Origin of the sequence: Streptomyces sp. NPDC096046, assembly GCF_040303285.1 — a bacterium.
Classification (GTDB): Bacteria; Actinomycetota; Actinomycetes; order Streptomycetales; family Streptomycetaceae; genus Streptomyces.
On the sequence record NZ_JBEOSZ010000003.1, the window covers coordinates 46,216 to 67,190 of the forward strand.

The window sequence follows — 20,975 nt, forward strand, 5'->3', positions numbered from 1 at the left end:
GGACGGGTCAGCCCCGCAGATCGACCAGCAGCGGTGGCGCGTGCTCGCCCTTGACGTCGGTCAGCGACAGCACCGCGTGCCCCGCCGGCACGGCGTGCGCCAGCTCGGAGGCGGACCAGCGCTCCCGCTCGACCTGCCGCACGGTCACCGCCCGCGCGGTCGGGGCCTTGCCGGTGATCACCCGGCGCAGCATGTGCACGGCCTTGCCCGCCGGGGTCTCGGCGATGATCTGCCGGTCCGTGACGTCGCGGGCCTCGGTCCACTCCTTGCCCCACACCTCGGCGAAGTCCTGCCCGTCCCAGGGGGTGAGCCCCGACAGCGCCATCCGGCAGCCGGTCGCCCCGAGCAGCGGCCCGCGCAGCGGCCGGGCCACGTCGTCCAGGGACCGCAGGGTGAGCACGACCCCGGCGTTGCCGGACCGCAGCCGCTGGATGCCGCGCACCGCCTCGGGCGTCACCACTCCCGTGGCGTCGTCCAGCAGCAGGCAGGCGAACAGCGACCGGTCCTCGCGTACCGCGACACTCGCCGTAAACTGCGCGAGCACCAGCCGGGCGAGCATCCGGGAGGCGTCGGCGTGCCCGCGCTGGGGCAGGTCGATGCGCACCCGCACCGGGTGGTCGAGGGCCTTGAGCGTGAAGGGCCGGGACTGCCCGGAGGTGTCGAAGAACCCGGCGAAGGCGGGCCGGTCGAGCAGCGCGACGCGGTCGCCGAGCACCCCGCCGACGTCCCCGGGCTGCCCCATCTGCCGCTCCCGGGCGTCCAGCTCGCGCAGCAGCGACTCCTGCCCCGCCTCCTGGAGCCCGTGGCGCAGCGCGGCGAACGGCCCCGGCGCGCCGTCGAGCAGCTGCCGCAGCTCCGGTACGGAGGGGAAGCGCCCGTGCACGGCCCGGAACGGCCCGAGCAGCTGGGCGAGGACGGTGGTGGAGCGGCGGCTGTCGCTGCCGGGGTGCGGATCGGCGAGGTCCCCGACGAGCGCCTCGGCGAGCACGGCCGCGGCCTCGTCCGGGTCGCTGGTGCCGCCGTACAGATCGAGGTCGTACTCGGACTCCTGGTTCCCGATCCGCACGACCACGTCATAGGCGTCAGCCGGTCCGAGCCCCGCCCCGGCCGCCCCGACGACGACCACGGCCGCCCGTCCGGCGAGTGCGTGCAGGCACAGCGACTCGGCCAGGGGCCGGACGACGGTGCCGGTCTTGCCGGACCCGGCGGGGCCGACGGCCACGAGTGAGGTGCCGAGCAGGTCGGGCCCGAGGGCGAGGCCGGTGCCGCGGTAGCCGTAGGGGTTGCGGGCGTCGTCCACCGTGGTCCCGAGGCGTACCTGGCCGGTGACGAGGTCGTGCCGGGCGAGCCGGGTGGGCAGGTCGCGCTCCCCGGAGGGATGCAGGCAGGCGGCGGCGCCGTCCTTGAGCACGGCGCCGCTGAAGGTGGCGAGGCTGTGCCGTCCGGTGCGCACGCCCTGCCAGGCGCGCATGATCCGGGCGTGGTCGACGTCCCGCATCAGCCCGGACCGGGCCTCGGCGGCGAGCCGCTCGGCGGCGTCGACGGCCCCGGCCGCGCGCAGCTCGTTCCACCGGGCCGGGTCGTCCTCGGGGGCCGTGCGGGCCTCCTGGGCCTCCGGCCGGCGGAAGCGGGGGGTGACGAATCGGCGCCACAGCTCGCCCCAGCGGCCGAGCCGGGCCGCCCCGACCATGATCGCCAGGGCGACGAGCAGCTCGTACCCCTGGTAGACGATGAACGTCCCGGTCTCGCCGAGGTCGCTGTCGCCGCCCCGCCAGGCGTCGGGGACGATCAGGTCGAACGGCACCCACCACCAGGTACCGAGGTAGCCGTTCTGCAGCAGCGACCAGATCAGCCATCCCACGAGGAAGGCGATCAGCGCGCCGCTCAGCAGCTGCCGGGTGGGGATCTCCTCGGGTTCCTCCGCCGGCCGCGGCCGGTGCCCGAACCGCCACACGCCCGGCGCGGCGTCGGGCCGCGGCGCGCGCAGCCAGGTGAGGAAGGCCGACCCGTCCGGCAGCGGCGGTGTCGCCGGTGCCCGGGGCGGCCGCGGAGGCATCGCCGGCGCCTCCGGCGGCCCCGCCGGACGCGGCACGGGACTCGCATGCGTACCCCGCGGGTCCTGCGTCCCGTCGCTGTCCATCGCCCCTGCCCCCTGACCAGCCGCTCCGTCCACCATCAGCGAGCCAATCTAACGCCCTCTCCTGGGGAGTTCACCGCTTACACGGCCGGGTCGTGGGCACCGGTCCACGAGACTGCCATGTCCACCCCGGACAAGGCGCTCCGCCGACAACGCCCACATGGAGCATGCCGACCCCCCTTTCCCCGCCCTAGCCTGCGAGAAAAGAAGCCGAGCGTCTGTCAGAGACCATCCGCACCACCCCAGGAGCCCCGCATGACCGCACTTCCGCAGGAGCGCCGCGTCGTCACCGCCATTCCCGGTCCGAAGTCGCAGGAGCTGCAGGCCCGCCGTACCGCCGCGGTCGCGCAGGGCGTGGGGTCCGTGCTGCCCGTGTTCACGGCGCGTGCCGGTGGCGGGATCATCGAGGACGTCGACGGGAACCGGCTGATCGACTTCGGGTCGGGCATCGCCGTGACGTCGGTGGGCGCCTCCGCCGAGGCCGTCGTGCGGCGGGCGTCGGCGCAGCTGGCCGACTTCACCCACACCTGTTTCATGGTCACGCCCTACGAGGGATACGTCGAGGTCGCCGAGGCGCTCGCCGAGCTGACCCCCGGTGACCACGCCAAGAAGAGCGCGCTGTTCAACTCCGGCGCCGAGGCCGTCGAGAACGCCGTGAAGATCGCGCGGGCGTACACCAAGCGGCAGGCCGTCGTGGTGTTCGACCACGGCTACCACGGGCGCACCAACCTGACGATGGCGCTGACCGCGAAGAACATGCCGTACAAGCACGGCTTCGGTCCGTTCGCGCCCGAGGTGTACCGGGTGCCGGTGGCGTACGGCTACCGCTGGCCGACCGGGCCCGAGAACGCCGGCCCCGAGGCCGCGGCGCAGGCCATCGACCAGATCAGCAAGCAGGTCGGCGCGGAGAACGTCGCCGCGGTCATCATCGAGCCGGTGCTCGGCGAGGGCGGCTTCATCGAGCCGGCCAAGGGCTTCCTGCCGGCGATCAGCCGGTTCGCGCGGGACAACGGCATCGTCTTCGTCGCCGACGAGATCCAGTCCGGCTTCTGCCGCACGGGCCAGTGGTTCGCGTGTGAGGACGAGGGCATCGTCCCGGACCTGATCACCACGGCCAAGGGCATCGCCGGGGGTCTGCCGCTCGCGGCCGTCACCGGGCGTGCCGAGATCATGGACGCCGCGCACGCCGGCGGCCTGGGCGGCACCTACGGCGGCAACCCGGTCGCCTGCGCCGGCGCGCTCGGCTCCATCGAGACGATGAAGGAGCTCGACCTCAACGCCAAGGCGAAGAACATCGAGACGGTCATGAAGGCCCGCCTCGGCGCCATGGCGGAGAAGTTCGAGATCATCGGCGATGTCCGTGGCCGCGGCGCCATGATCGCCATCGAGCTGGTCAAGGACCGCGCCACCAAGGAGCCCGACCCGGAGGCGACCGCCGCGCTCGCCAAGGCGTGCCACGCGGAGGGCCTGCTGGTCCTGACCTGTGGCACCTACGGCAACGTGCTCCGCTTCCTGCCCCCGCTCGTCATCGGCGAGGACCTGCTGAACGAGGGCCTCGACATCATCGAGCAGGCGTTCCCCCGCGTCTGAGCCCCCGGCTGGCGCATCTGAGCCGTCGTCCGTGCAGGTGAGCCGCCCCGTTCCGCTACCGGGGCGGCGAGGGCAGAGCCTGTGAAGAAGGTGTGCGAGGTGGATGACAGGGAGCCCCGCGGCCTGTCCTGCGCCCCGGCCCTGTCGTAGGTTCTACCCAGATGAGAGATACACCCCGCCCACAGGGGACTGTGGGTGAGATCAGGACGGGGCCTCCCCAGCTTCGGCCTGGTCGTGCCCTCGCGCACACCACCGGAGCCTGAGGCTCTGGATCTCCTCACCGATCGGACGGTCGCCCGCCCCAAACCCCCCGGGGCGCGCGACGTTCCGGTCCGGTCGGCCGCCCCGGAACCACCCCCCCTGTTCCGGGGCGGCCGACCTCCATGTCCGCCCCTTCCGTCAGACCGGCCTCGCCGTGACCGGTGCGGGTTCCGGGCGATGAACCCCCCGCGGGCGGTAGCCCGGCGCGTCGGCCACGCCGACGGCATCCGCGAGCTGCTCCTCGGAGGCCTGTCCGGCGAAGAGCCAGGGGCAGTGGTCGAAGAGGCCGGCGTCGTGGGACGGCTGGTTCACGTGTTCCTCCGCAGGGGCCGCCGGTCGGCGTCCGTGCTCGTGCCAAGCTGTGCCCCATGCCGATCTCCGCGAACCGGGAACGCACCACGTTCGCGGGCTCCCCCGCCCTCCTGCTCGCCCTTCCGGCCCTCCTCTTCGCCCTGATCACCTGGCAGGTCGCCGCCGACGGCCCGCTCGTCCGGCTCGACGAGCGGCTCAGCCGGGCCCTCGTGAACCCGGACCGCTGCTCCGGACTTCTCGCCGACCTCGGCAACATCCCGGTCGCGGTCCCGGTCCTCGCCGTCGCGCTCGGCTACGTCGCCGTGCGCCACCGCGGCGCCGGTGCGGACCGCTGGTGGCTGCCCGTCGCCGCGGCGGTCCTGCTCTTGGCCCTGGTCCCGGCACTGGTCGTCCCCCTGAAGGCGCTTTTGGCCCGCCCGGGCACCCCGGCCGAACCGCCCGGTACCGGCTACTACCCCTCGGGCCACACCGCCACGGCCGCCGTCGCGTACGGCTCCGCGACCCTGCTGCTGCTTCCCTGGCTCCGCACCGCCCTGGCCCGCCGCGCCCTGGTCGCCCTCTGCGCCGCCCTGGTCCTCGGCGCGAGCTACGGCCTGGTCCGCCGCGGCTACCACTGGCCGCTGGACGTGGTGGGCAGCTGGTGTCTGTGCGCGGTGCTGCTCTCGTCGCTGTGGCTGTTCCTCCGGCGGACGACGGCGGCGGACGTCCGGGCGGCACCGCGGCGGTAGGGCGCTAGCCTAGGCCCCTTCTGATGAATCTCCGTGGGAGACGGAGCGGCGTTCGATGCGTGCTCTCGGCGTGCCGCGGGGAAGCCCTCGTAGCGGAGCTACCTGGGCTTTCGCGCGGTGCGGCGGTGGGGCCCCTCCCGTTCGAGCGAAGCCGAGAGCGGGGGAGCGTGCCGGGCGTCGCGACGCCGCGGAGATCCATCAGAAGGGGCCTAACCGTCGTTCCCCGTCGCCAGGCCCGCCGCCGCCTCGTGCATGGCCAGTTCCAGCAGGGCCGGGTCCGTCAGCATGCCCGAGCCGTCCGGGGGGACCAGCCAGCGCACGCCGCCGGGTGAGGAGCGGCCCGGGTAGGGCACGACGATCCAGGTGCCGGCGCCCGCCGTGCGGATGCCGGTGCCGAGCCAGCGGGTCGCGGTGCCCGGCGGCACGAAGAACCCCATGCGGGCGTCACCGAAGTCGACGAGCACGGGGCCCGGCCGGTCGAGGACGCGGGCGAGCACGTCGAGCGTGGCGTAACCGAGTGCGCCGGGCAGGATGAGCACGTCCCAGGCGCTGCCGGCCGGCAGCAGCGCGACTCCGAGCGGGTTGCGCTCCCATTCCCAGCGGCAGGCCTCGGGATCGGGTGCGACGGATGCGAGCCACTCGACCGCCGTCTTCGCACCGGTCATCGGAAAGACCCCCTTCTCTCTCGCGGATCTCGCGGACGCGCGGGGCGTCCGGAGGCCATCACGAGGGAGAAGGGGGTGTCCCCCCGGTCATTACGCGGGTTCCGGCGTCTCGTTGGAGTGAACCGGATCACACCCGGTCGTTCAGCTGTCGAATCCCAGCCCCAGCCGGTCCATCGTGCGCAGCCAGAGGTTGCGGCGGCCGCCCTGGGCGTCCGCGCGGGCCAGCGACCACTTGGTGAGGGCGATGCCCGTCCAGGCGAACGGCTCCGGGGGGAAGGGCAGGGGCTTCTTGCGGACCATGTCCAGCTCCGTGCGTTCCGTGCGCTCCCCCGCCAGCAGGTCCAGCATCACCTCGGCGCCGAAGCGGGTGGCGCCGACCCCGAGGCCGGTGTAGCCGGCCGCGTAGGCCACCTTGCCCTGGTGGGCGGTGCCGAAGAACGCCGAGAAGCGGGAGCAGGTGTCGATCGCGCCGCCCCAGGCGTGGCTGAAGCGCACGCCCTCCAGCTGCGGGAAGCAGGTGAAGAAGTGCCCGGCGAGCTTGGCGTAGGTCTCGGGGCGGTCGTCGTACTCGGCGCGGACGCGTCCGCCGTAGGGGTAGATCGCGTCGTAGCCGCCCCAGAGGATCCGGTGGTCGGCGGACAGGCGGAAGTAGTGGAACTGGTTGGCGCTGTCACCGAGGCCCTGGCGGTTCTTCCAGCCGATCGAGTCGAGCTGCCCGGCGCTCAGCGGCTCGGTCATCAGGGCGTAGTCGTAGACCGGGACGGTGTACGAGCGGACCCGGCGGACCAGGTTCGGGAAGATGTTGGTGCCGAGGGCGACCCGGCGGGCGCGGATCCCGCCGTAGGGGGTGCGCACGGCCATGCCGGGGCCGTACGGCTTCAGGGTCAGGGCGGGAGTGTGCTCGTAGACCCGCACGCCCAGCTCCACGCACGCCCGCTTCAGGCCCCAGGCGAGCTTCGCCGGGTTCAGCATGGCGACGCCCCCGCGGTCCCACAGGCCCGCCTGGAAGGTGGGTGAGTTCACCTGCTCCCGTACGGCGTCGGCGTCCAGGTACTCGACGCCCTCGGCCAGGCCGCGGCGGGACGTCTCCTCGTGCCACCGGCGCAGTTCCCGCGCCTGGTAGGGCTCGGTGGCCACGTCGATCTCGCCGGTGCGTTCGAAGTCGCAGTCCAGGGAGTGCCGGGCGACCGCCGCCTCGATCGCGTCGAGGTTGCGGGCGCCCAGTTCCTGGAGCTTGTGGATCTCGTCGGGCCAGCGGGCGAGGCCGTTGGGCAGGCCGTGGGTGAGGGAGGCGGCGCAGAATCCGCCGTTGCGGCCGGAGGCGGCCCAGCCCACCTCGCGGCCCTCCACCAGCACCACGTCCCGCTGCGGGTCGCGTTCCTTGGCGATCAGCGCCGTCCACAGCCCGCTGTAGCCGCCCCCGACGACCAGCAGGTCGCAGGTCTCCGAGGTGGTGAGGGCGGGTTCGGGGCGGGGCCGGCCAGGGTCGTCCAGCCAGTACGGGACCGGCTGGGCGTCGGAAAGCGAACGGGTCCACCGGTTCATGGCGCTCGGGGCCATGATGTCAACTCCCTACGGTTGTGCCTTGTGCCTGTTGCGGCGGTTTCCGGCGATCATGGAAACCAGGACGAACAGAACGGCGACGATGAACATCGTCGTGCCGACGACATTGATCTGGACGGGCGTTCCGCGCTGCGCCGAGCCCCAGACGAACATGGGGAACGTGACGGTGGAGCCGGCGTTGAAATTCGTGATGATGAAGTCGTCGAAGGAGAGCGCGAAGGCCAGAAGCGCGCCCGCGGCGATTCCCGGCGCCGCGATCGGCAGCGTGACCCGGACGAAGGTCTGGAACGGGCCCGCGTACAGGTCCCGTGCCGCCTCCTCCAGTTTTGGATCCATCGACATCACACGCGCCTTGACGGCCGTGACCACGAAACTCAGGCAGAACATGATGTGGGCGATGAGGATCGTCCAGAAGCCCAGCCGGGCGCCCATGTTGAGGAACAGGGTGAGCAGCGAGGCGGCCATGACGACCTCGGGCATCGCCATCGGCAGGAAGATCAGCGAGTTCACCGCACCGCGGGCGCGGAACCGGTAGCGGACCAGGGCGAAGGCGATCAGGGTGCCGAGGAGCGTGGCGCCGAGCGTCGCCCAGAACGCGATCTGGAGGCTGAGGGACAGCGAGTCGCACAGTCCGGAGACGCCGCACGGGTCCTTCCAGGCGTCCAGTGAGAACTGCTGCCACGCGTAGTTGAAGCGCCCCTTCGGTTTGTTGAAGGAGAACACCGTCACGACGACGTTCGGCAGGAGCAGATAGCCGAGGGTCAGCAGTCCCGCCAGGACGACGAGATGCCTCTTGAGCCAGTTGACGAAGGGCATTTAGACCAGATCCTCCGTCCCGGACCTGCGGATGTAGAGGGTGACCATGAGCAGAATGGCCGCCATGAGGATGAAGGAGAGCGCCGCGGCCGTCGGATAGTCGAGCACTCTCAGGAACTGCGCCTGGATGACGTTGCCGACCATGCGGGTGTCGGTGGAGCCGAGGAGATCGGCGTTCACGTAGTCACCGGCCGCCGGGATGAAGGTGAGCAGCGTGCCGGAGACGACACCCGGCATCGACAGCGGGAAGGTCACCTTGCGGAAGGTCGTCGAAGGGCGTGCGTACAGATCTCCGGCGGCCTCGTGGAGCCGGCCGTCGATGCGCTCCAGCGAGGTGTAGAGCGGCAGGATCATGAACGGCAGGAAGTTGTACGTCAGGCCGCACACCACCGCGAGCGGCGTGGCCAGGACGCGGTCGCCCGCGGTCATGCCGAGCCAGGTGGTGACGTCCAGGACGTGCAGCGTGTTGAGCGCGCCGACGACCGGGCCGCCGTCGGCGAGGATCGTCTTCCAGGCGAGGGTGCGGATCAGGAAGCTGGTGAAGAACGGCGCGATCACCAGAATCATGATCAGGTTCTTCCAGCGGCCCGCTCGGAAGGCGATCAGATACGCCAGCGGATAGCCGAGGAGCAGGCACAGGATCGTCGCCGTGCCCGCGTAGAGCACCGAGCGGACGAACTGCGGCCAGTACGCGGTCAGCGCGTCCCAGTAGGTGGCGAAGTGCCAGGTGACCCGGTAGCCCTCCTCCAGGGAACCCGTCTGCACGGACGTGGAGGCCTGGTAGATCATCGGCAGTGCGAAGAAGACGACCAGCCAGAGGATGCCGGGCAGCAGCAGCCAGTACGGCGTCCAGCGGCCCCTGCGCTTGCGGGGCTTCGGTTCGGGCGCCGGGGGCGCGAGCGGCGGTGGCGCCTCGGTGAGTGTGCTCATCAGGCCGCCTCTTCCACTCCGGCGTCGACGTCCTGGGCGGCGTCCAGACCGAAGGTGTGGGCCGGGTTCCAGTGCAGGACCACCTCGGCGCCGGGCACCAGTCGGGGGTCACGGTCGATGTTCTGGGCGTAGACCCCGAAGTCGGAGCAGACCGGGCTGTCGACGACGTACTGCGTGGAGACGCCGATGAAACTGGAGTCGGCGATCCGGCCGGTGATGCGGTTGCGGCCCTCGGGAATCCCGCCGGCGTCGTCCGCGTGGGTGAGGGAGATCTTCTCCGGGCGGACACCGGCCAGCACCCTGCCGCCGGTCGTCGTGGAGGCGGAACAGCGCGCCTCGGGCAGGAGGAGCTTGCCGCCGCCCGCCTTCAGCACGATCTCGTCACCGCTCCTGGAGTCGACCTCGGCCTCGATGAAGTTGGAGGTGCCGAGGAAGTTGGCGACGAACGTGGTGCGCGGGTTCTCGTAGAGGTCGGTCGGCGCGCCCAGCTGCTCGACGCGGCCCGCGTTCATCACGGCGACCGTGTCGGCCATGGTCATGGCCTCCTCCTGGTCGTGCGTGACGTGCACGAAGGTGATGCCGACCTCGGTCTGGATGCGCTTGAGCTCCAGCTGCATCTGGCGGCGCAGTTTGAGGTCCAGGGCGCCGAGCGGTTCGTCGAGGAGCAGCACCTTGGGGTGGTTGATCAGGGCGCGGGCCACGGCGACGCGCTGCTGCTGGCCACCGGAGAGCTGGTGCGGCTTCTTGCGGGCCTGTTCGCCGAGCTGGACCAGGTCGAGCATCTCCTCGACCTGCTTCTTCACCGACTTCAGGCCGCGCCGACGCAGGCCGAAGGCGACGTTCTCGAAGATGTCCAGGTGCGGGAAGAGGGCGTACGACTGGAAGACCGTGTTCACCGGCCGCTTGTACGGCGGGAGGGCCGTCACGTCCTGGTCGCCCAGGAAGACGGTGCCGGCGGAAGGTTCCTCCAACCCGGCGATCATGCGCAGGGTGGTGGTCTTGCCGCACCCGGAGGCGCCGAGCAGGGCGAAGAAGGAGCCCTGCGGCACGGTCAGGTCGAGGGGGTGCACGGCGGTGAAGGCGCCGTAGGTCTTGGTGATGCCCGTGAGGCGGACGTCGCCGCCGGGGTCCGTCTTGTTCGTCATGGTGGTCACGCCCCCGTCAGCTTCGCGAACTTGGCTTCGAACTCGGTCTCTTCCTTCGAGCTCAGCGAGCGGAAGGCGCGGGACTTGGCGGCCATGGCCTTGTCCGGGATGATCAGCGGGTTGTTCGCCGCGTCCTCGTCGATCTTCGCCAGTTCGGCCTTCACACCGTCGACGGGGCACACGTAGTTGATGTACGCGGCGAGTTCGGCGGCGGCCCTCGGCTCGTAGTAGAAGTCGATGAGCCGCTCGGCGTTGGTCTTGTGCCGGGCCTTGTTGGGGATGAGCAGGTTGTCGGTGGACGTCATGTATCCGCTGTCCGGGATGAGGAAGTCGATGTCGGGGCTGTCCGCCTTGAGCTGGACGACGTCCCCGGCCCAGGCGACGCAGGCCGCGAAGTCGCCGCTGGTCAGGTCCGAGGTGTAGTCGTTGCCGGTGAAGCGGCGGATCTGGCCTTTGTCGACGGCCTTCTGAAGGCGGGCGATGGCCGCGTCGTAGTCGTCGGCGGTGAAGTCGGCCGGGTCCTTGCCCATGTCGAGCAGCGTCATGCCGATGCTGTCGCGCATCTCCGACAGGAAACCGACCCGGCCCTTGAGCCTGGGGTTGTCGAGCAGGTCGGATATGGACTTCACCTCGACGCCGTCGAGGGCCTTCTTGTTGTACGCGATGACCGTGGAGATGCCCTGCCAGACGTAGGAGTAGGCGCGGCCCGGGTCCCAGTCGGGGCTGCGGAACTGGGCCGACAGGTTGGCGTAGGCGTGCGGCAGGTTGGCCGGGTCGAGCTTCTGCACCCAGCCGAGGCGGATGAGGCGGGCGGCCAGCCAGTCGGTGAGGACGATCAGGTCGCGGCCGGTGTCCTGGCCCGCGGCGAGCTGCGGCTTGATCTTGCCGAAGAACTCGTTGTTGTCGTTGATGTCCTCGGTGTACTTGACCTTGATACCGGTCCGCTCGGCGAACCGGTCGAGCGTCGGATGGTGCTTGCCGCTGTCGTCGACGTCCATGTACTCGGTCCAGTTGGAGAAGCTCACCGTCTTCTCCTCGGCCGAGTGGTCCTGCGCCGAGACGCCGCCCTGCGCCTGACCCGCTGCCGGGATGCCGCAGGCGCTCAGCGTCCCGAGTCCGCCGGCTGCGAGCGCCCCGCCCGCGGAGGCGCGCAGCAGCGACCGCCGGGTGAGGGCGGCCCTGCCGTTCCTGAGACTGCGCCGCACGGCGGCCACCTGGGCCGCGGACAGGCGGTCGGGCTCGTACTGCTCCATGCGCGTGGTGCCCTTTCGGAGGATGGACGGCCGTTGGTCAGGCGGCCTGCATACGACTATCGGTCCCCGAACACGGTGCGGTGCCAGTCCTTCGCCGCCACCGCGGTGTTGTCGAACATGACGTGTTTGATCTGGGTGTACTCCTCGAACGAGTACGCGGACATGTCCTTGCCGCAGCCGGAGGACTTGTAGCCGCCGTGCGGCATCTCGCTGATGATCGGGATGTGGTCGTTGATCCAGACGCAGCCGGCCTTGATCTCCCGGGTGGCCCGGTTCGCGCGGTACACGTCCCGGCTCCAGGCGGAGGCGGCCAGCCCGTACGGGGTGTCGTTGGCGAGCGCGAGGCCCTCGTCGTCGGTGTCGAAGGGCAGCACGACCAGGACCGGCCCGAAGATCTCCGACTGGACGACCTCGCTGTCCTGGGCCGCGTCGGCGATGAGGGTGGGCCGGTAGTAGGCGCCCTTGGCGAGCTCCCCCTCGGGAGCCTCGCCGCCGGTCACCACGCGCGCGTAGGCACGCGCCCGGTCCACGAAGCCGGCGACCCGGTCCCGCTGCACGTGCGAGATCAGCGGGCCGAGGTCGGTGCCGGCGGCGAAGGGGTCGCCGAGCCGGACCGTCTCCATCAGCGCCGCCGTCCGCTCCACGAAGGCCTCGTACAGCGGCCGCTGCACGTACGCGCGCGTGGCGGCGGTGCAGTCCTGCCCGGTGTTGATGAGAGAGCCCGCGACGGCGCCGTGGGCGGCGGCCTCCAGGTCGGCGTCGTCGAAGACCACGAAGGGCGCCTTGCCGCCGAGCTCCAGGTGGAGGCGCTTGACGGTGGCGGTGGCGACCTCGGCGACGCGCTTGCCGACGGCGGTGGATCCGGTGAAGGAGGTCATGGCCACGCCGGGGTGACCGACGAGGTGCTCCCCGGCCTCCTCGCCGGTGCCGGTGACGATGTTGATCACCCCGTCCGGGATCCCGGCGTCGGTGGCCGCCCGGGCGAAGAGCAGCGAGGTCAGCGGGGTGAGCTCGGCGGGCTTCAGGACGATGGTGTTGCCCGCGGCGATCGCCGGGAGGATCTTCCAGGCGGCCATCTGGAGGGGGTAGTTCCAGGGCGCGATCGACCCGACGACGCCGATGGGCTCGCGCCGGACGTACGAGGTGTGGTCGCCGGAGTACTCACCGGCGGACTGCCCCTGGAGGTGCCGTGCGGCACCGGCGAAGAAGGCGGTGTTGTCGATGGTCCCGGGGACATCGAACTCGCGGGTCAGCTTCAGTGGCTTGCCGCACTGGAGCGACTCGGCGCGGGCGAAGTCCTCGGCCCGGTCGGCCAGGACCGCGGCGAACCGGTGCAGGGCGTCGGACCGCTCGCCGGGCGTCGCTCCCGCCCAGCCGGGGAAGGCCGCGCGGGCGGCGGCGACGGCCCGGTCGACGTCGGCCGTGCCCGCCAGCTCGTAGGTGAGGACCTCCTCGCCCGACGCCGGGTCGACGACCGCGTGCGTGCGGCCGGAGGTGCCCTTGGTCAGACGGCCCGCGATGTACTGCGCGCCCTCCGCGAAGCGTTCCCCGGCCGGAAATCGGTCCGGGGTGGCAATGCCCGGGTTGTGCATGTGGCTCTCCTCCGTGTCCCCTGATGGGGCCGGCGTGGCTCAGGCTCGATTTGAGTGCCGATCCTGACAGAGGTATGCCACTCCAACAAGTGATTCCGTTGTTGATTTTTGGTTACGCGACGGAATCTGTCGACCAGGTGTCGAGTTCGCCGCGAAAAGGCAGGACGCTGTGTCAGTGGTGCCTGCCACACTCGCGTGCATGGAGGAGATCACGGGGGCGGTCGGCTCGCAGGAGGCACTGATCAGGGCGGTCCGCGACGGGGCCAGGATCAGGTTTCTGCACTTCTGGGGGCACCGGCCGCGGCCGGACGGCCGGATCGGGGCGAGCTGTCTGAGCCAGTGGTGGCCGGCGCCGTTCACGGTCGACGGGGCGGCGTACGCGACGGCCGAGCACTGGATGATGGCCGCCAAGGCCCGGCTCTTCGAGGACCCGGCGGCGGAGCGCGCCGTGCTGGCCGCGGCGCATCCCGCCGAGGCCAAGAAGGCCGGACGGCTGGTACGCGGCTTCGACGAGGCAGTCTGGCGGCGGGAGCGGTTCGGGATCGTCGTGGAGGGCAGCGTCCACAAGTTCGGCGCGCATCCCGAGCTGCTGGGCTACCTGCTGGGCACGGGCGACCGGGTGCTGGTCGAGGCGAGCCCCGTGGACCGGGTGTGGGGCATCGGTCTTGCCGCGGACGACGAGGCGGCGGCCGATCCGCAGCGGTGGCGGGGGCCCAATCTGCTGGGGTTCGCGCTGATGGAGGCGCGGGAGCGGCTGCGGGCGACCGGAGCATGAGTGAGGGGCCGGTCCCGGGGACCGGCCCCTCCCGAACCTCCGGGGGCGCCGTTCAGGCAGCCGCGCCGAGCCCACCCATGATGCCGGCGAACAGCAGGAAGCCCAGCAGCGGCAGGATCACCGTGGCGATGATGCCGCAGACCAGGCCCGCGGTCGCCGCGCCCTTGTTGGTGGCCTCGCCACGGGTGGCCTTGCCGCGGCCGACGGCGCCGAAGATGATCGCGAGGATGCCCAGGATCACGCCGAAGAACCACAGGATGAACGTCACGCTGCACACCACGCCGATGATGCCCAGCACCAGTCCCGTGGTGCCCATGCCGTTGCTCGGCTGCGCGGGCATCCCGTAGCCGGGCGTCTGCGGGTAGCCCACGGGCGGCGCCGCCGGGTAGCCGGGGCTGCCCTGGGGGTAGCCGTAGCCCGAGCCGGGCTGCTGCGGATAGCCGTATCCCGGGGCCGGCTGCTGCGGCGGCTGGGCGGGCGGGCCGAACCCACCCGGGGGCGGATTGGTGTTGGACATGACGATCTCCCCTCCGTTGTCAGACCAGGGCATCGTAGTGGCCAAGTCGGCCCGCAGAGCCCGTGTTTCAGCGGTGGGACGGAGCCGTGGCCACCGGACCGAGGGTTCCGTAGTACGGGTCGTCGTCGGGGTCGTCGCTGTTGATCGCGGCCGTGATGCCGACGGCGATCAGGACGATGACGGTGACGCCGAGGATGATCCCGATGATGCCCATGATCAGACCGGCCTGGGCCTGACCGTGGTTGGTGGCCACCCCGGCCTCGGCGCGCTTGCGGCCCTTGATGCCGAAGACCACGGCGAGGATGCCGGTGACCAGGGAAACCACGCCGTAGAGGCAGAACAGGGCGCAGGAGATGATGCCGAGCACCATCGCGGCCACACCCATGCCGTTCTGAGGGGCCATGGGCATGCCGGGCCAGCCGTAGCCGGACTGGGGATATCCGGGGTAGCCGTAGCCGCCGGGCGCTCCCGGGCCGGTGGGAGCCACGGGCGGGGGCGGGACGGCGCCGGTGCCGCTGCCGGACGGGTCGTACTGCGGGATGCCGGTGCCCGACGGGTTGTACTGCGGCGTGCCGGTGCCGGTGCCGGACGGGTCGTACTGCGGCGTGCCGGTGGGCGGGGTGAAGCCCGGCATGGAGGTGACCGTGGCCTGGTCGTGCACGGACGGTGGCTGCGGCGCCGGGTTCTTGTCGAGCGAGGGCTTGCTCTCCGGTGGCGCCCACGGGTCGTGGCTGCCGCCGTCCGGCTGCGTGGCGTCCGTCATCGTGCGTCCCCCCTGGGTCGATCGTGCCGCCATGCTACGGGGCCGTGCGACGCGGGCCACAGGGCGGGGGCGGCGGCCGGTCGCCTCCCGGCGCGGCCACGTCCGGCCAGGTCCCGCGCCCCGGGGAAGCGGCGCCGTGCCACCGCATACGATGAAGCCGAGTCATCGATCAGCCGATCACCCGCGCCCGCCCGCCCTGCGCCGGCCGGAGCGCCGTTCCGGGGAGGAACCTTGACCCAGCATCTCGTCGACCCCCACACCCCGCGCGACCTGTCGGCGTTCATCGCCGGACTGCCCAAGTCCGAACTGCATGTGCACCACGTGGGCTCCGCCTCCCCCCGGATCGTCTCCGAACTGGCCGCGCGGCACCCCGACTCGAAGGTACCGACCGACCCCGAGGCGCTGGCCGACTACTTCACGTTCACCGACTTCGCGCACTTCATCGACGTGTACCTGTCGGTCGTCGACCTGATCCGCACCCCGGAGGACGTCCGGCTGCTGACGTACGAGGTGGCCCGGGACCTGACCCGGCAGCAGGTGCGGTACGCCGAGCTGACCATCACCCCCTTCTCGTCCACCCGGCGCGGCATCGACGAGCGCGCCTTCATGGACGCGATCGAGGACGCCCGCAAGGCCGCCGAGGCCGACTTCGGGACCGTGCTGCGCTGGTGCTTCGACATTCCCGGCGAGGCAGGGCTGGAGGCCGCCGAGGAGACGACCCGGCTGGCCACCGACGACCGGCTGCGCCCCGAGGGCCTCGTCTCCTTCGGTCTCGGCGGTCCCGAAGTCGGCGTGGAACGCCCGCAGTTCAAGCCGTACTTCGACCGGGCGATCGCCGCGGGACTGCACTCCGTGCCGCACGCGGGCGAGACGACCGGCCCGCAGACGGTGTGGGACGCGCTGACCCATCTGCGGGCCGAGCGCATCGGGCACGGCACCAGCTCCGCGCAGGACCCGAAGCTGCTCGCGCACCTGGCCGAGCACCGCATCCCGCTGGAGGTGTGTCCGACCTCGAACATCGCCACCCGCGCGGTGCGCACCCTCGACGAGCACCCGATCAGGGAGTTCGTGCGGGCCGGAGTCGTCGTCACCATCAACTCCGACGACCCGCCGATGTTCGGCACCGACCTGGACAACGAGTACGCGGTCGCCGCCCGGCTGCTGGACCTCGACGAGCGCGGCCTGGCCGAGCTGGCGAAGAACGCCGTCGAGGCGTCCTTCCTGGACACGCCCGGCAAGGCCCGGATCACGCACGAGATCGACTCGTACACCGCGCAGTGGCTCTCCCGGTGACGCCCGCCCCGGTCGCCGTGGCCCACCGGGGCGACCCCTACCGCGTCCGCGAGAACACCGTCGCCTCGCTGCGTTCCGCGCTGCGCCGGGGCGCGGACGCCGTGGAGATCGACGTACGGCTCACCCGGGACGGCGTGCCGGTGTTGCTGCACGACGCGACACTGAAGCGGCTGTGGGAGCACGAACGGCCGGTGCGGGCACTGTCCTCGCAGGAGGTGCGCGGGCTGACCGGCGGCGGGGTGCCCACTCTGGCCGAGGCGCTGAGCGCGACCGACGGGCACCGGGTGATGATCGACCTGCCCGGCTCGCCCGACGTGCGGGCGGTGCGCCGGATCACGGGTGTCGTGGGGGAGGCGGGTGCGTCGGACCGCGTCTACTACTGCGCGGGCGCCGACGTCATGCTCGCCGTGCGTGCGGCGGATCCGGCCGCCGAGATCGCCCTCACCTGGACGACCCTGGCCCCGCCCCGGCCCGTCCTGCTGGAGGCGATCCGCCCGCGCTGGCTCAACTACCGCTTCTCGCTGGTGGACCGCCCGCTCGCCGAGCGTGTGCACCGCGACGGCCGGCTGCTGTCCGTGTGGACCCCCGACACACGCCGCTCGATGCGACGGCTGCTTCAGGCGGGCGTGGACTCGATCACGACGAACCGCGTCGACGTCCTGTGCGCCACTCGCGCGAGCGCCGCGGCACCCTCGCCGGATCGGCCGGCGTCGCGCCCCTGACGTACTGCGGCACCGGCGCGCTGTCCGTGCCGGTGCCGCGGACGAGGGATCACCCGCGGGGAGACGGCGTGAGGTTTCGGGACAACCGTTTCAATGACCGCTGAGCACCCGGGGTGGCCACCGGCGCGGTCCGCACCTCCAGCCGCTTTCCGCTGCCGCAGGACGTTCAGCGGGACCACCCCGAACACCCCGAAGGCGATGTCGATCACCGGCCACCGGCCACCGGCCACCGGCCACCGGCCACCGGAAAGGGTTCCTCGGGCCGCACGACGGCCCCGGGCGAAGCGGAGGTCCGCCCGGGGCCGTCGGCACGTCACCGCGTGACTACGCGTCCAGCGACGTCATCACGTGCTTGATCCGCGTGTAGTCCTCGAAGCCGTACCCGGAGAGGTCCTTGCCGTAGCCGGACTTCTTGAAGCCGCCGTGCGGCATCTCGGCGACCAGCGGGATGTGCGTGTTGATCCACACACAGCCGAAGTCGAGCTTCTTGGACATCCGCATGGCGCGGCCGTGGTCCTTGGTCCACACCGAGGAGGCCAGCGCGTACTCGACGCCGTTGGCCCACTCCACGGCCTGCTCCTCGTCGGAGAAGGACTGCACGGTGATGACCGGGCCGAAGACCTCCTGCTGGATGATCTCGTCGGTCTGCTTCAGGCCCGAGACGACGGTCGGCGCGTAGAAGTAGCCCTTGTCGCCGACCCGCTTGCCGCCGGCCTCCACGCGCGCGTGCGCGGGCAGCCGGTCGATGAAGCCCTCGACCTGCTTGAGCTGGTTGGGGTTGTTGAGCGGGCCGAACAGCACCTCCTCGTCGTCCGGCTGCCCGGTCTTGGTCTCGGAGGCGGCCTTCGCGAGCGCGGAGACGAACTCGTCGTGGATGGACTCGTGGACGAGCACGCGCGTGGCGGCGGTGCAGTCCTGGCCGGCGTTGAAGTAACCCGCGACCGAGATGTCCTCGACGGCCTTGGCGATGTCGGTGTCCTCGAAGACCAGGACCGGCGCCTTGCCGCCCAGCTCCAGGTGGACACGCTTGACGTCCTTGGCCGCGGACTCGGCGACCTGGATGCCCGCCCGCACGGAACCGGTGATGGAGGCCATGGCCGGGGTGTCGTGCTCGACCATCAGGCGGCCGGTGTCGCGGTCGCCGCAGATGACGTTGAAGACGCCCTTGGGGACGATCGAGCCGATGATCTCGGCCATGAGGACCGTCGAGGCAGGGGTGGTGTCGGACGGCTTCAGCACGACGGTGTTGCCCGCCGCGATCGCCGGGGCGAACTTCCACACGGCCATCATCATCGGGTAGTTCCACGGCGCGACCTGGGCGCAGACGCCGACCGGCTCGCGGCGCACGATGGAGGTCAGGCCCTCCATGTACTCACCGGCCGAGCGGCCTTCGAGCATCCGCGCCGCCCCCGCGAAGAAGCGGATCTGGTCGACCATCGGCGGGATCTCCTCGGAGCGGGTCAGCCCGACCGGCTTGCCCGTGTTCTCCACCTCGGCCGCGATCAGTTCCTCGGCGCGCTCCTCGAAGGCGTCCGCGATCTTCAGCAGGGCCTTCTGACGCTCGGCGGGCGTGGTGTCGCGCCAGCCGGGAAAGGCCTCGGCGGCCGCCGCCATGGCGGCGTCCACGTCCGCCTGCCCGGACAGCGGAGCGGTCGCGTACGCCTCGCCCGTCGCGGGATTGACCACCTCGGTGGTCCGCCCGTCGGCGGCGTCCCGGAACTCACCGCCGATGTAGTTGCGCAAGCGACGCAGCTCGGTGCTCACTGCCGGCCCTCCAGTTCGGATGTCCAGTACTTGAGACACCCACCCTAGTCGGCCGCCCCACGTTTTCAACACCCCCACTCCCTTCGATCGTGCGGAATCCGCAGGTATAGGGGACACAGACAACGGATTTCATCGATCGAGGCTTGCGGAAGTGACGAGACCTCGTGCACAGTGACCTCGTGGCCAGTCGAAGCGCAGACCAGAAGGGCTCGCGGGAGCACCGCGAGTCCTCCCGCGAGTCCAGGAACGGCAGCTCGCCGCAGCTGGACGCCGTCTCCCTCGCCATCATCGAGCAGCTCCAGGAGGACGGCCGTCGGCCGTACGCCGCCATCGGCAAGGCCGTGGGCCTGTCCGAAGCGGCCGTGCGCCAGCGCGTCCAGAAGCTGCTCGATCAGGGCGTGATGCAGATCGTCGCCGTCACGGACCCGCTCACCGTGGGCTTCCGCAGACAGGCGATGGTCGGCGTCAACGTGGAGGGCGACGTGGAGTCGGTCGCCGACGCGCTGTCGGCCATGTCCGAATGCGAGTACGTGGTGATGACCGCGGGCTCCTTCGACCTGATGGTGGAGATCGTCTGCGAGGACGACGACCACCTCCTGGACGTCATCAACAAACGCATTCGGGCGGTGCCCGGAGTGCGCTCCACCGAGAGCTTCGTCTACCTGAAGCTCAAGAAGCAGACCTACATGTGGGGAACCCGATAACCGTGAGGACCCGATAGCCGTGAGCAAGGACCTCTCCCAGACCGCGTACGACCACCTGTGGATGCACTTCACGCGTATGTCGTCGTACGAGAAGGCCCCCGTTCCCACCATCGTCCGGGGCGAGGGCACGTACATCTACGACGACAAGGGCAAGCGCTACCTGGACGGCCTCGCCGGTCTCTTCGTGGTGCAGGCCGGACACGGCCGGGTCGAGCTCGCCGAGACCGCCTTCAAGCAGGCACAGGAGCTCGCGTTCTTCCCGGTGTGGTCCTACGCGCACCCCAAGGCCGTCGAGCTGGCCGAGCGTCTCGCCGGGCACGCGCCGGGCGACCTGAACAAGGTCTTCTTCACCACCGGCGGCGGCGAGGCGGTCGAGACCGCCTGGAAGCTCGCCAAGCAGTACTTCAAGCTGGTCGGCAAGCCCACCAAGCACAAGGTCATCTCACGTGCGGTCGCCTACCACGGCACCCCGCAGGGCGCCCTGTCCATCACCGGCCTGCCGGCCCTGAAGGCCCCCTTCGAGCCGCTGGTCCCGGGCGCCCACAAGGTCCCGAACACCAACATCTACCGCGCCCCGATCCACGGCGACGACCCCGAGGCCTACGGCCGCTGGGCCGCCGACCAGATCGAGCAGCAGATCCTCTTCGAGGGCCCGGACACCGTCGCCGCGGTCTTCCTGGAGCCGGTGCAGAACGCGGGCGGCTGCTTCCCACCCCCACCCGGCTACTTCCAGCGGGTCCGCGAGATCTGCGACCAGTACGACGTACTGCTCGTCTCGGACGAGGTCATCTGCGCCTTCGGCCGCCTGGGCACCTACTTCGCCTGCGACAAGTTCGACTACGTGCCGGACATGATCACCTGCGCCAAGGGCATGACCTCGGGCTACTCCCCCATCGGCGCGTGCGTCATCTCCGACCGCCTCGCCGAGCCGTTCTACAAGGGCGACAACACCTTCCTGCACGGCTACACCTTCGGCGGCCACCCGGTCTCCGCGGCCGTGGGCCTGGCCAACCTCGACCTGTTCGAGCGCGAGAACCTCAACCAGCACGTCCTGGACAACGAGGGCAACTTCCGCGCCACCCTGGAGAAGCTCCACGACCTGCCGATCGTCGGCGACGTCCGCGGCAACGGCTTCTTCTACGGCATCGAACTGGTGAAGGACAAGCACACCAAGGAGTCCTTCAACGACGAGGAGACCGAGCGCGTCCTGTACGGCTTCCTCTCCAAGGCGCTGTACGACAACGGCCTGTACTGCCGCGCCGACGACCGCGGCGACCCGGTCGTCCAGCTCGCCCCGCCGCTGATCTCCGACCAGTCGACGTTCGACGAGATCGAGCAGATCCTGCGCGCCACCCTCTCGGAGGCGTGGACCAAGCTCTGACGCCCCGTCGCTCAGATCGTCTTTCTGGATGATCAACACCGGCCCCCGGTGCCGCCCGTTCGAG

General features: G+C 71.1%; 19 protein-coding genes and 1 pseudogene. 8 read left to right on the top strand and 12 right to left on the bottom strand.

Annotated features, from left to right (window positions below):
* Positions 1 to 7 precede the first annotated feature (7 nt).
* The gene (locus ABTX62_RS03985) at positions 8 to 2,140 is read right to left on the bottom strand and encodes an ATP-binding protein (RefSeq protein ID WP_352114701.1); all 2,133 of its coding nucleotides are present in this window, start codon (positions 2,138 to 2,140) and stop codon (positions 8 to 10) included.
* A 252-nt stretch (positions 2,141 to 2,392) separates the two neighbouring features.
* On the opposite strand from ABTX62_RS03985, the gene gabT reads away from it, so the two are divergent.
* Positions 2,393 to 3,727, top strand: coding sequence for a 4-aminobutyrate--2-oxoglutarate transaminase (gabT, locus tag ABTX62_RS03990; RefSeq protein WP_352114702.1), 1,335 nt, complete (start codon positions 2,393 to 2,395; stop codon positions 3,725 to 3,727).
* 161 nt (positions 3,728 to 3,888) lie between these two features.
* A pseudogene (locus ABTX62_RS03995) lies at positions 3,889 to 4,113 on the top strand (phosphatase PAP2 family protein); the annotation flags it as partial.
* A 13-nt stretch (positions 4,114 to 4,126) separates the two neighbouring features.
* On the opposite strand, the gene ABTX62_RS04000 reads toward ABTX62_RS03995, so the two are convergent.
* Positions 4,127 to 4,300, bottom strand: a complete 174-nt coding sequence (locus ABTX62_RS04000; RefSeq protein WP_352114703.1) for a hypothetical protein — start codon at positions 4,298 to 4,300, stop codon at positions 4,127 to 4,129.
* Positions 4,301 to 4,356: 56 nt separating this feature from the next.
* Here ABTX62_RS04000 and ABTX62_RS04005 point away from each other — a divergent pair, with 56 nt between their 5' ends.
* Positions 4,357 to 5,028 (top strand): phosphatase PAP2 family protein, encoded by a 672-nt coding sequence (locus ABTX62_RS04005; RefSeq protein WP_352114704.1) that lies wholly within the window; start codon positions 4,357 to 4,359, stop codon positions 5,026 to 5,028.
* A 209-nt stretch (positions 5,029 to 5,237) separates the two neighbouring features.
* Here ABTX62_RS04005 and ABTX62_RS04010 read toward each other — a convergent pair whose 3' ends face one another.
* The 7 genes from ABTX62_RS04010 to ABTX62_RS04040 form a co-directional block, all read right to left on the bottom strand.
* Positions 5,238 to 5,693, bottom strand: coding sequence for a hypothetical protein (locus ABTX62_RS04010; protein WP_352114705.1), 456 nt, complete (start codon positions 5,691 to 5,693; stop codon positions 5,238 to 5,240).
* Positions 5,694 to 5,834: 141 nt separating this feature from the next.
* Complete coding sequence (locus ABTX62_RS04015; protein WP_352114706.1) at positions 5,835 to 7,253, bottom strand: NAD(P)/FAD-dependent oxidoreductase; 1,419 nt, start codon at positions 7,251 to 7,253, stop codon at positions 5,835 to 5,837.
* A 12-nt stretch (positions 7,254 to 7,265) separates the two neighbouring features.
* Positions 7,266 to 8,072, bottom strand: a complete 807-nt coding sequence (locus ABTX62_RS04020; RefSeq protein WP_352114707.1) for an ABC transporter permease — start codon at positions 8,070 to 8,072, stop codon at positions 7,266 to 7,268.
* Entirely contained in the window at positions 8,073 to 9,002 is a 930-nt protein-coding gene (locus ABTX62_RS04025) for an ABC transporter permease (protein WP_352114708.1), read from the bottom strand.
* Positions 9,002 to 10,147, bottom strand: coding sequence for an ABC transporter ATP-binding protein (locus ABTX62_RS04030; RefSeq protein ID WP_502997899.1), 1,146 nt, complete (start codon positions 10,145 to 10,147; stop codon positions 9,002 to 9,004). The genes ABTX62_RS04025 and ABTX62_RS04030 overlap by 1 nt, the downstream gene beginning before the upstream one ends.
* Positions 10,148 to 10,152: 5 nt before the next feature.
* Positions 10,153 to 11,400 carry a polyamine ABC transporter substrate-binding protein gene (locus tag ABTX62_RS04035; protein WP_352114710.1) on the bottom strand — a complete coding sequence of 416 codons (1,248 nt, stop codon included), beginning with the start codon at positions 11,398 to 11,400 and terminating at the stop codon, positions 10,153 to 10,155.
* Positions 11,401 to 11,456: 56 nt separating this feature from the next.
* Positions 11,457 to 12,992, bottom strand: coding sequence for a gamma-aminobutyraldehyde dehydrogenase (locus ABTX62_RS04040; RefSeq protein ID WP_352114711.1), 1,536 nt, complete (start codon positions 12,990 to 12,992; stop codon positions 11,457 to 11,459).
* Between the two features lie 199 nt (positions 12,993 to 13,191).
* On the opposite strand from ABTX62_RS04040, the gene ybiA reads away from it, so the two are divergent.
* Positions 13,192 to 13,767 (top strand): riboflavin biosynthesis intermediates N-glycosidase, encoded by a 576-nt coding sequence (ybiA, locus tag ABTX62_RS04045; RefSeq protein ID WP_352114712.1) that lies wholly within the window; start codon positions 13,192 to 13,194, stop codon positions 13,765 to 13,767.
* Between the two features lie 52 nt (positions 13,768 to 13,819).
* Here ybiA and ABTX62_RS04050 read toward each other — a convergent pair whose 3' ends face one another.
* Together ABTX62_RS04050 and ABTX62_RS04055 are read right to left on the bottom strand one after the other, a co-directional pair.
* A complete protein-coding gene (locus tag ABTX62_RS04050; RefSeq protein ID WP_352114713.1) occupies positions 13,820 to 14,284 on the bottom strand; it encodes a DUF4190 domain-containing protein in 465 nt (154 codons plus the stop codon).
* A 67-nt stretch (positions 14,285 to 14,351) separates the two neighbouring features.
* On the bottom strand, positions 14,352 to 15,047 hold the full coding sequence (locus ABTX62_RS04055) for a DUF4190 domain-containing protein (protein WP_352114714.1): 696 nt from the start codon (positions 15,045 to 15,047) through the stop codon (positions 14,352 to 14,354).
* A gap of 231 nt (positions 15,048 to 15,278) precedes the next feature.
* Between ABTX62_RS04055 and ABTX62_RS04060 the strand changes: the two genes are divergently transcribed.
* Entirely contained in the window at positions 15,279 to 16,340 is a 1,062-nt protein-coding gene (locus ABTX62_RS04060) for an adenosine deaminase (protein ID WP_352114715.1), read from the top strand.
* On the top strand, positions 16,337 to 17,062 hold the full coding sequence (locus ABTX62_RS04065; protein ID WP_352114716.1) for a glycerophosphodiester phosphodiesterase: 726 nt from the start codon (positions 16,337 to 16,339) through the stop codon (positions 17,060 to 17,062). The genes ABTX62_RS04060 and ABTX62_RS04065 overlap by 4 nt, the downstream gene beginning before the upstream one ends.
* Positions 17,063 to 17,386: 324 nt before the next feature.
* On the opposite strand, the gene ABTX62_RS04070 is transcribed toward ABTX62_RS04065, so the two are convergent.
* Complete coding sequence (locus ABTX62_RS04070; protein WP_352114717.1) at positions 17,387 to 18,826, bottom strand: gamma-aminobutyraldehyde dehydrogenase; 1,440 nt, start codon at positions 18,824 to 18,826, stop codon at positions 17,387 to 17,389.
* Between the two features lie 164 nt (positions 18,827 to 18,990).
* Between ABTX62_RS04070 and ABTX62_RS04075 the strand changes: the two genes are divergently transcribed.
* Both ABTX62_RS04075 and ABTX62_RS04080 read left to right on the top strand, forming a co-directional pair.
* On the top strand, positions 18,991 to 19,530 hold the full coding sequence (locus ABTX62_RS04075; RefSeq protein WP_283970295.1) for an Lrp/AsnC family transcriptional regulator: 540 nt from the start codon (positions 18,991 to 18,993) through the stop codon (positions 19,528 to 19,530).
* 19 nt (positions 19,531 to 19,549) lie between these two features.
* Entirely contained in the window at positions 19,550 to 20,911 is a 1,362-nt protein-coding gene (locus ABTX62_RS04080; RefSeq protein WP_352114718.1) for an aspartate aminotransferase family protein, read from the top strand.
* The last annotated feature ends 64 nt before the right edge of the window (positions 20,912 to 20,975 follow it).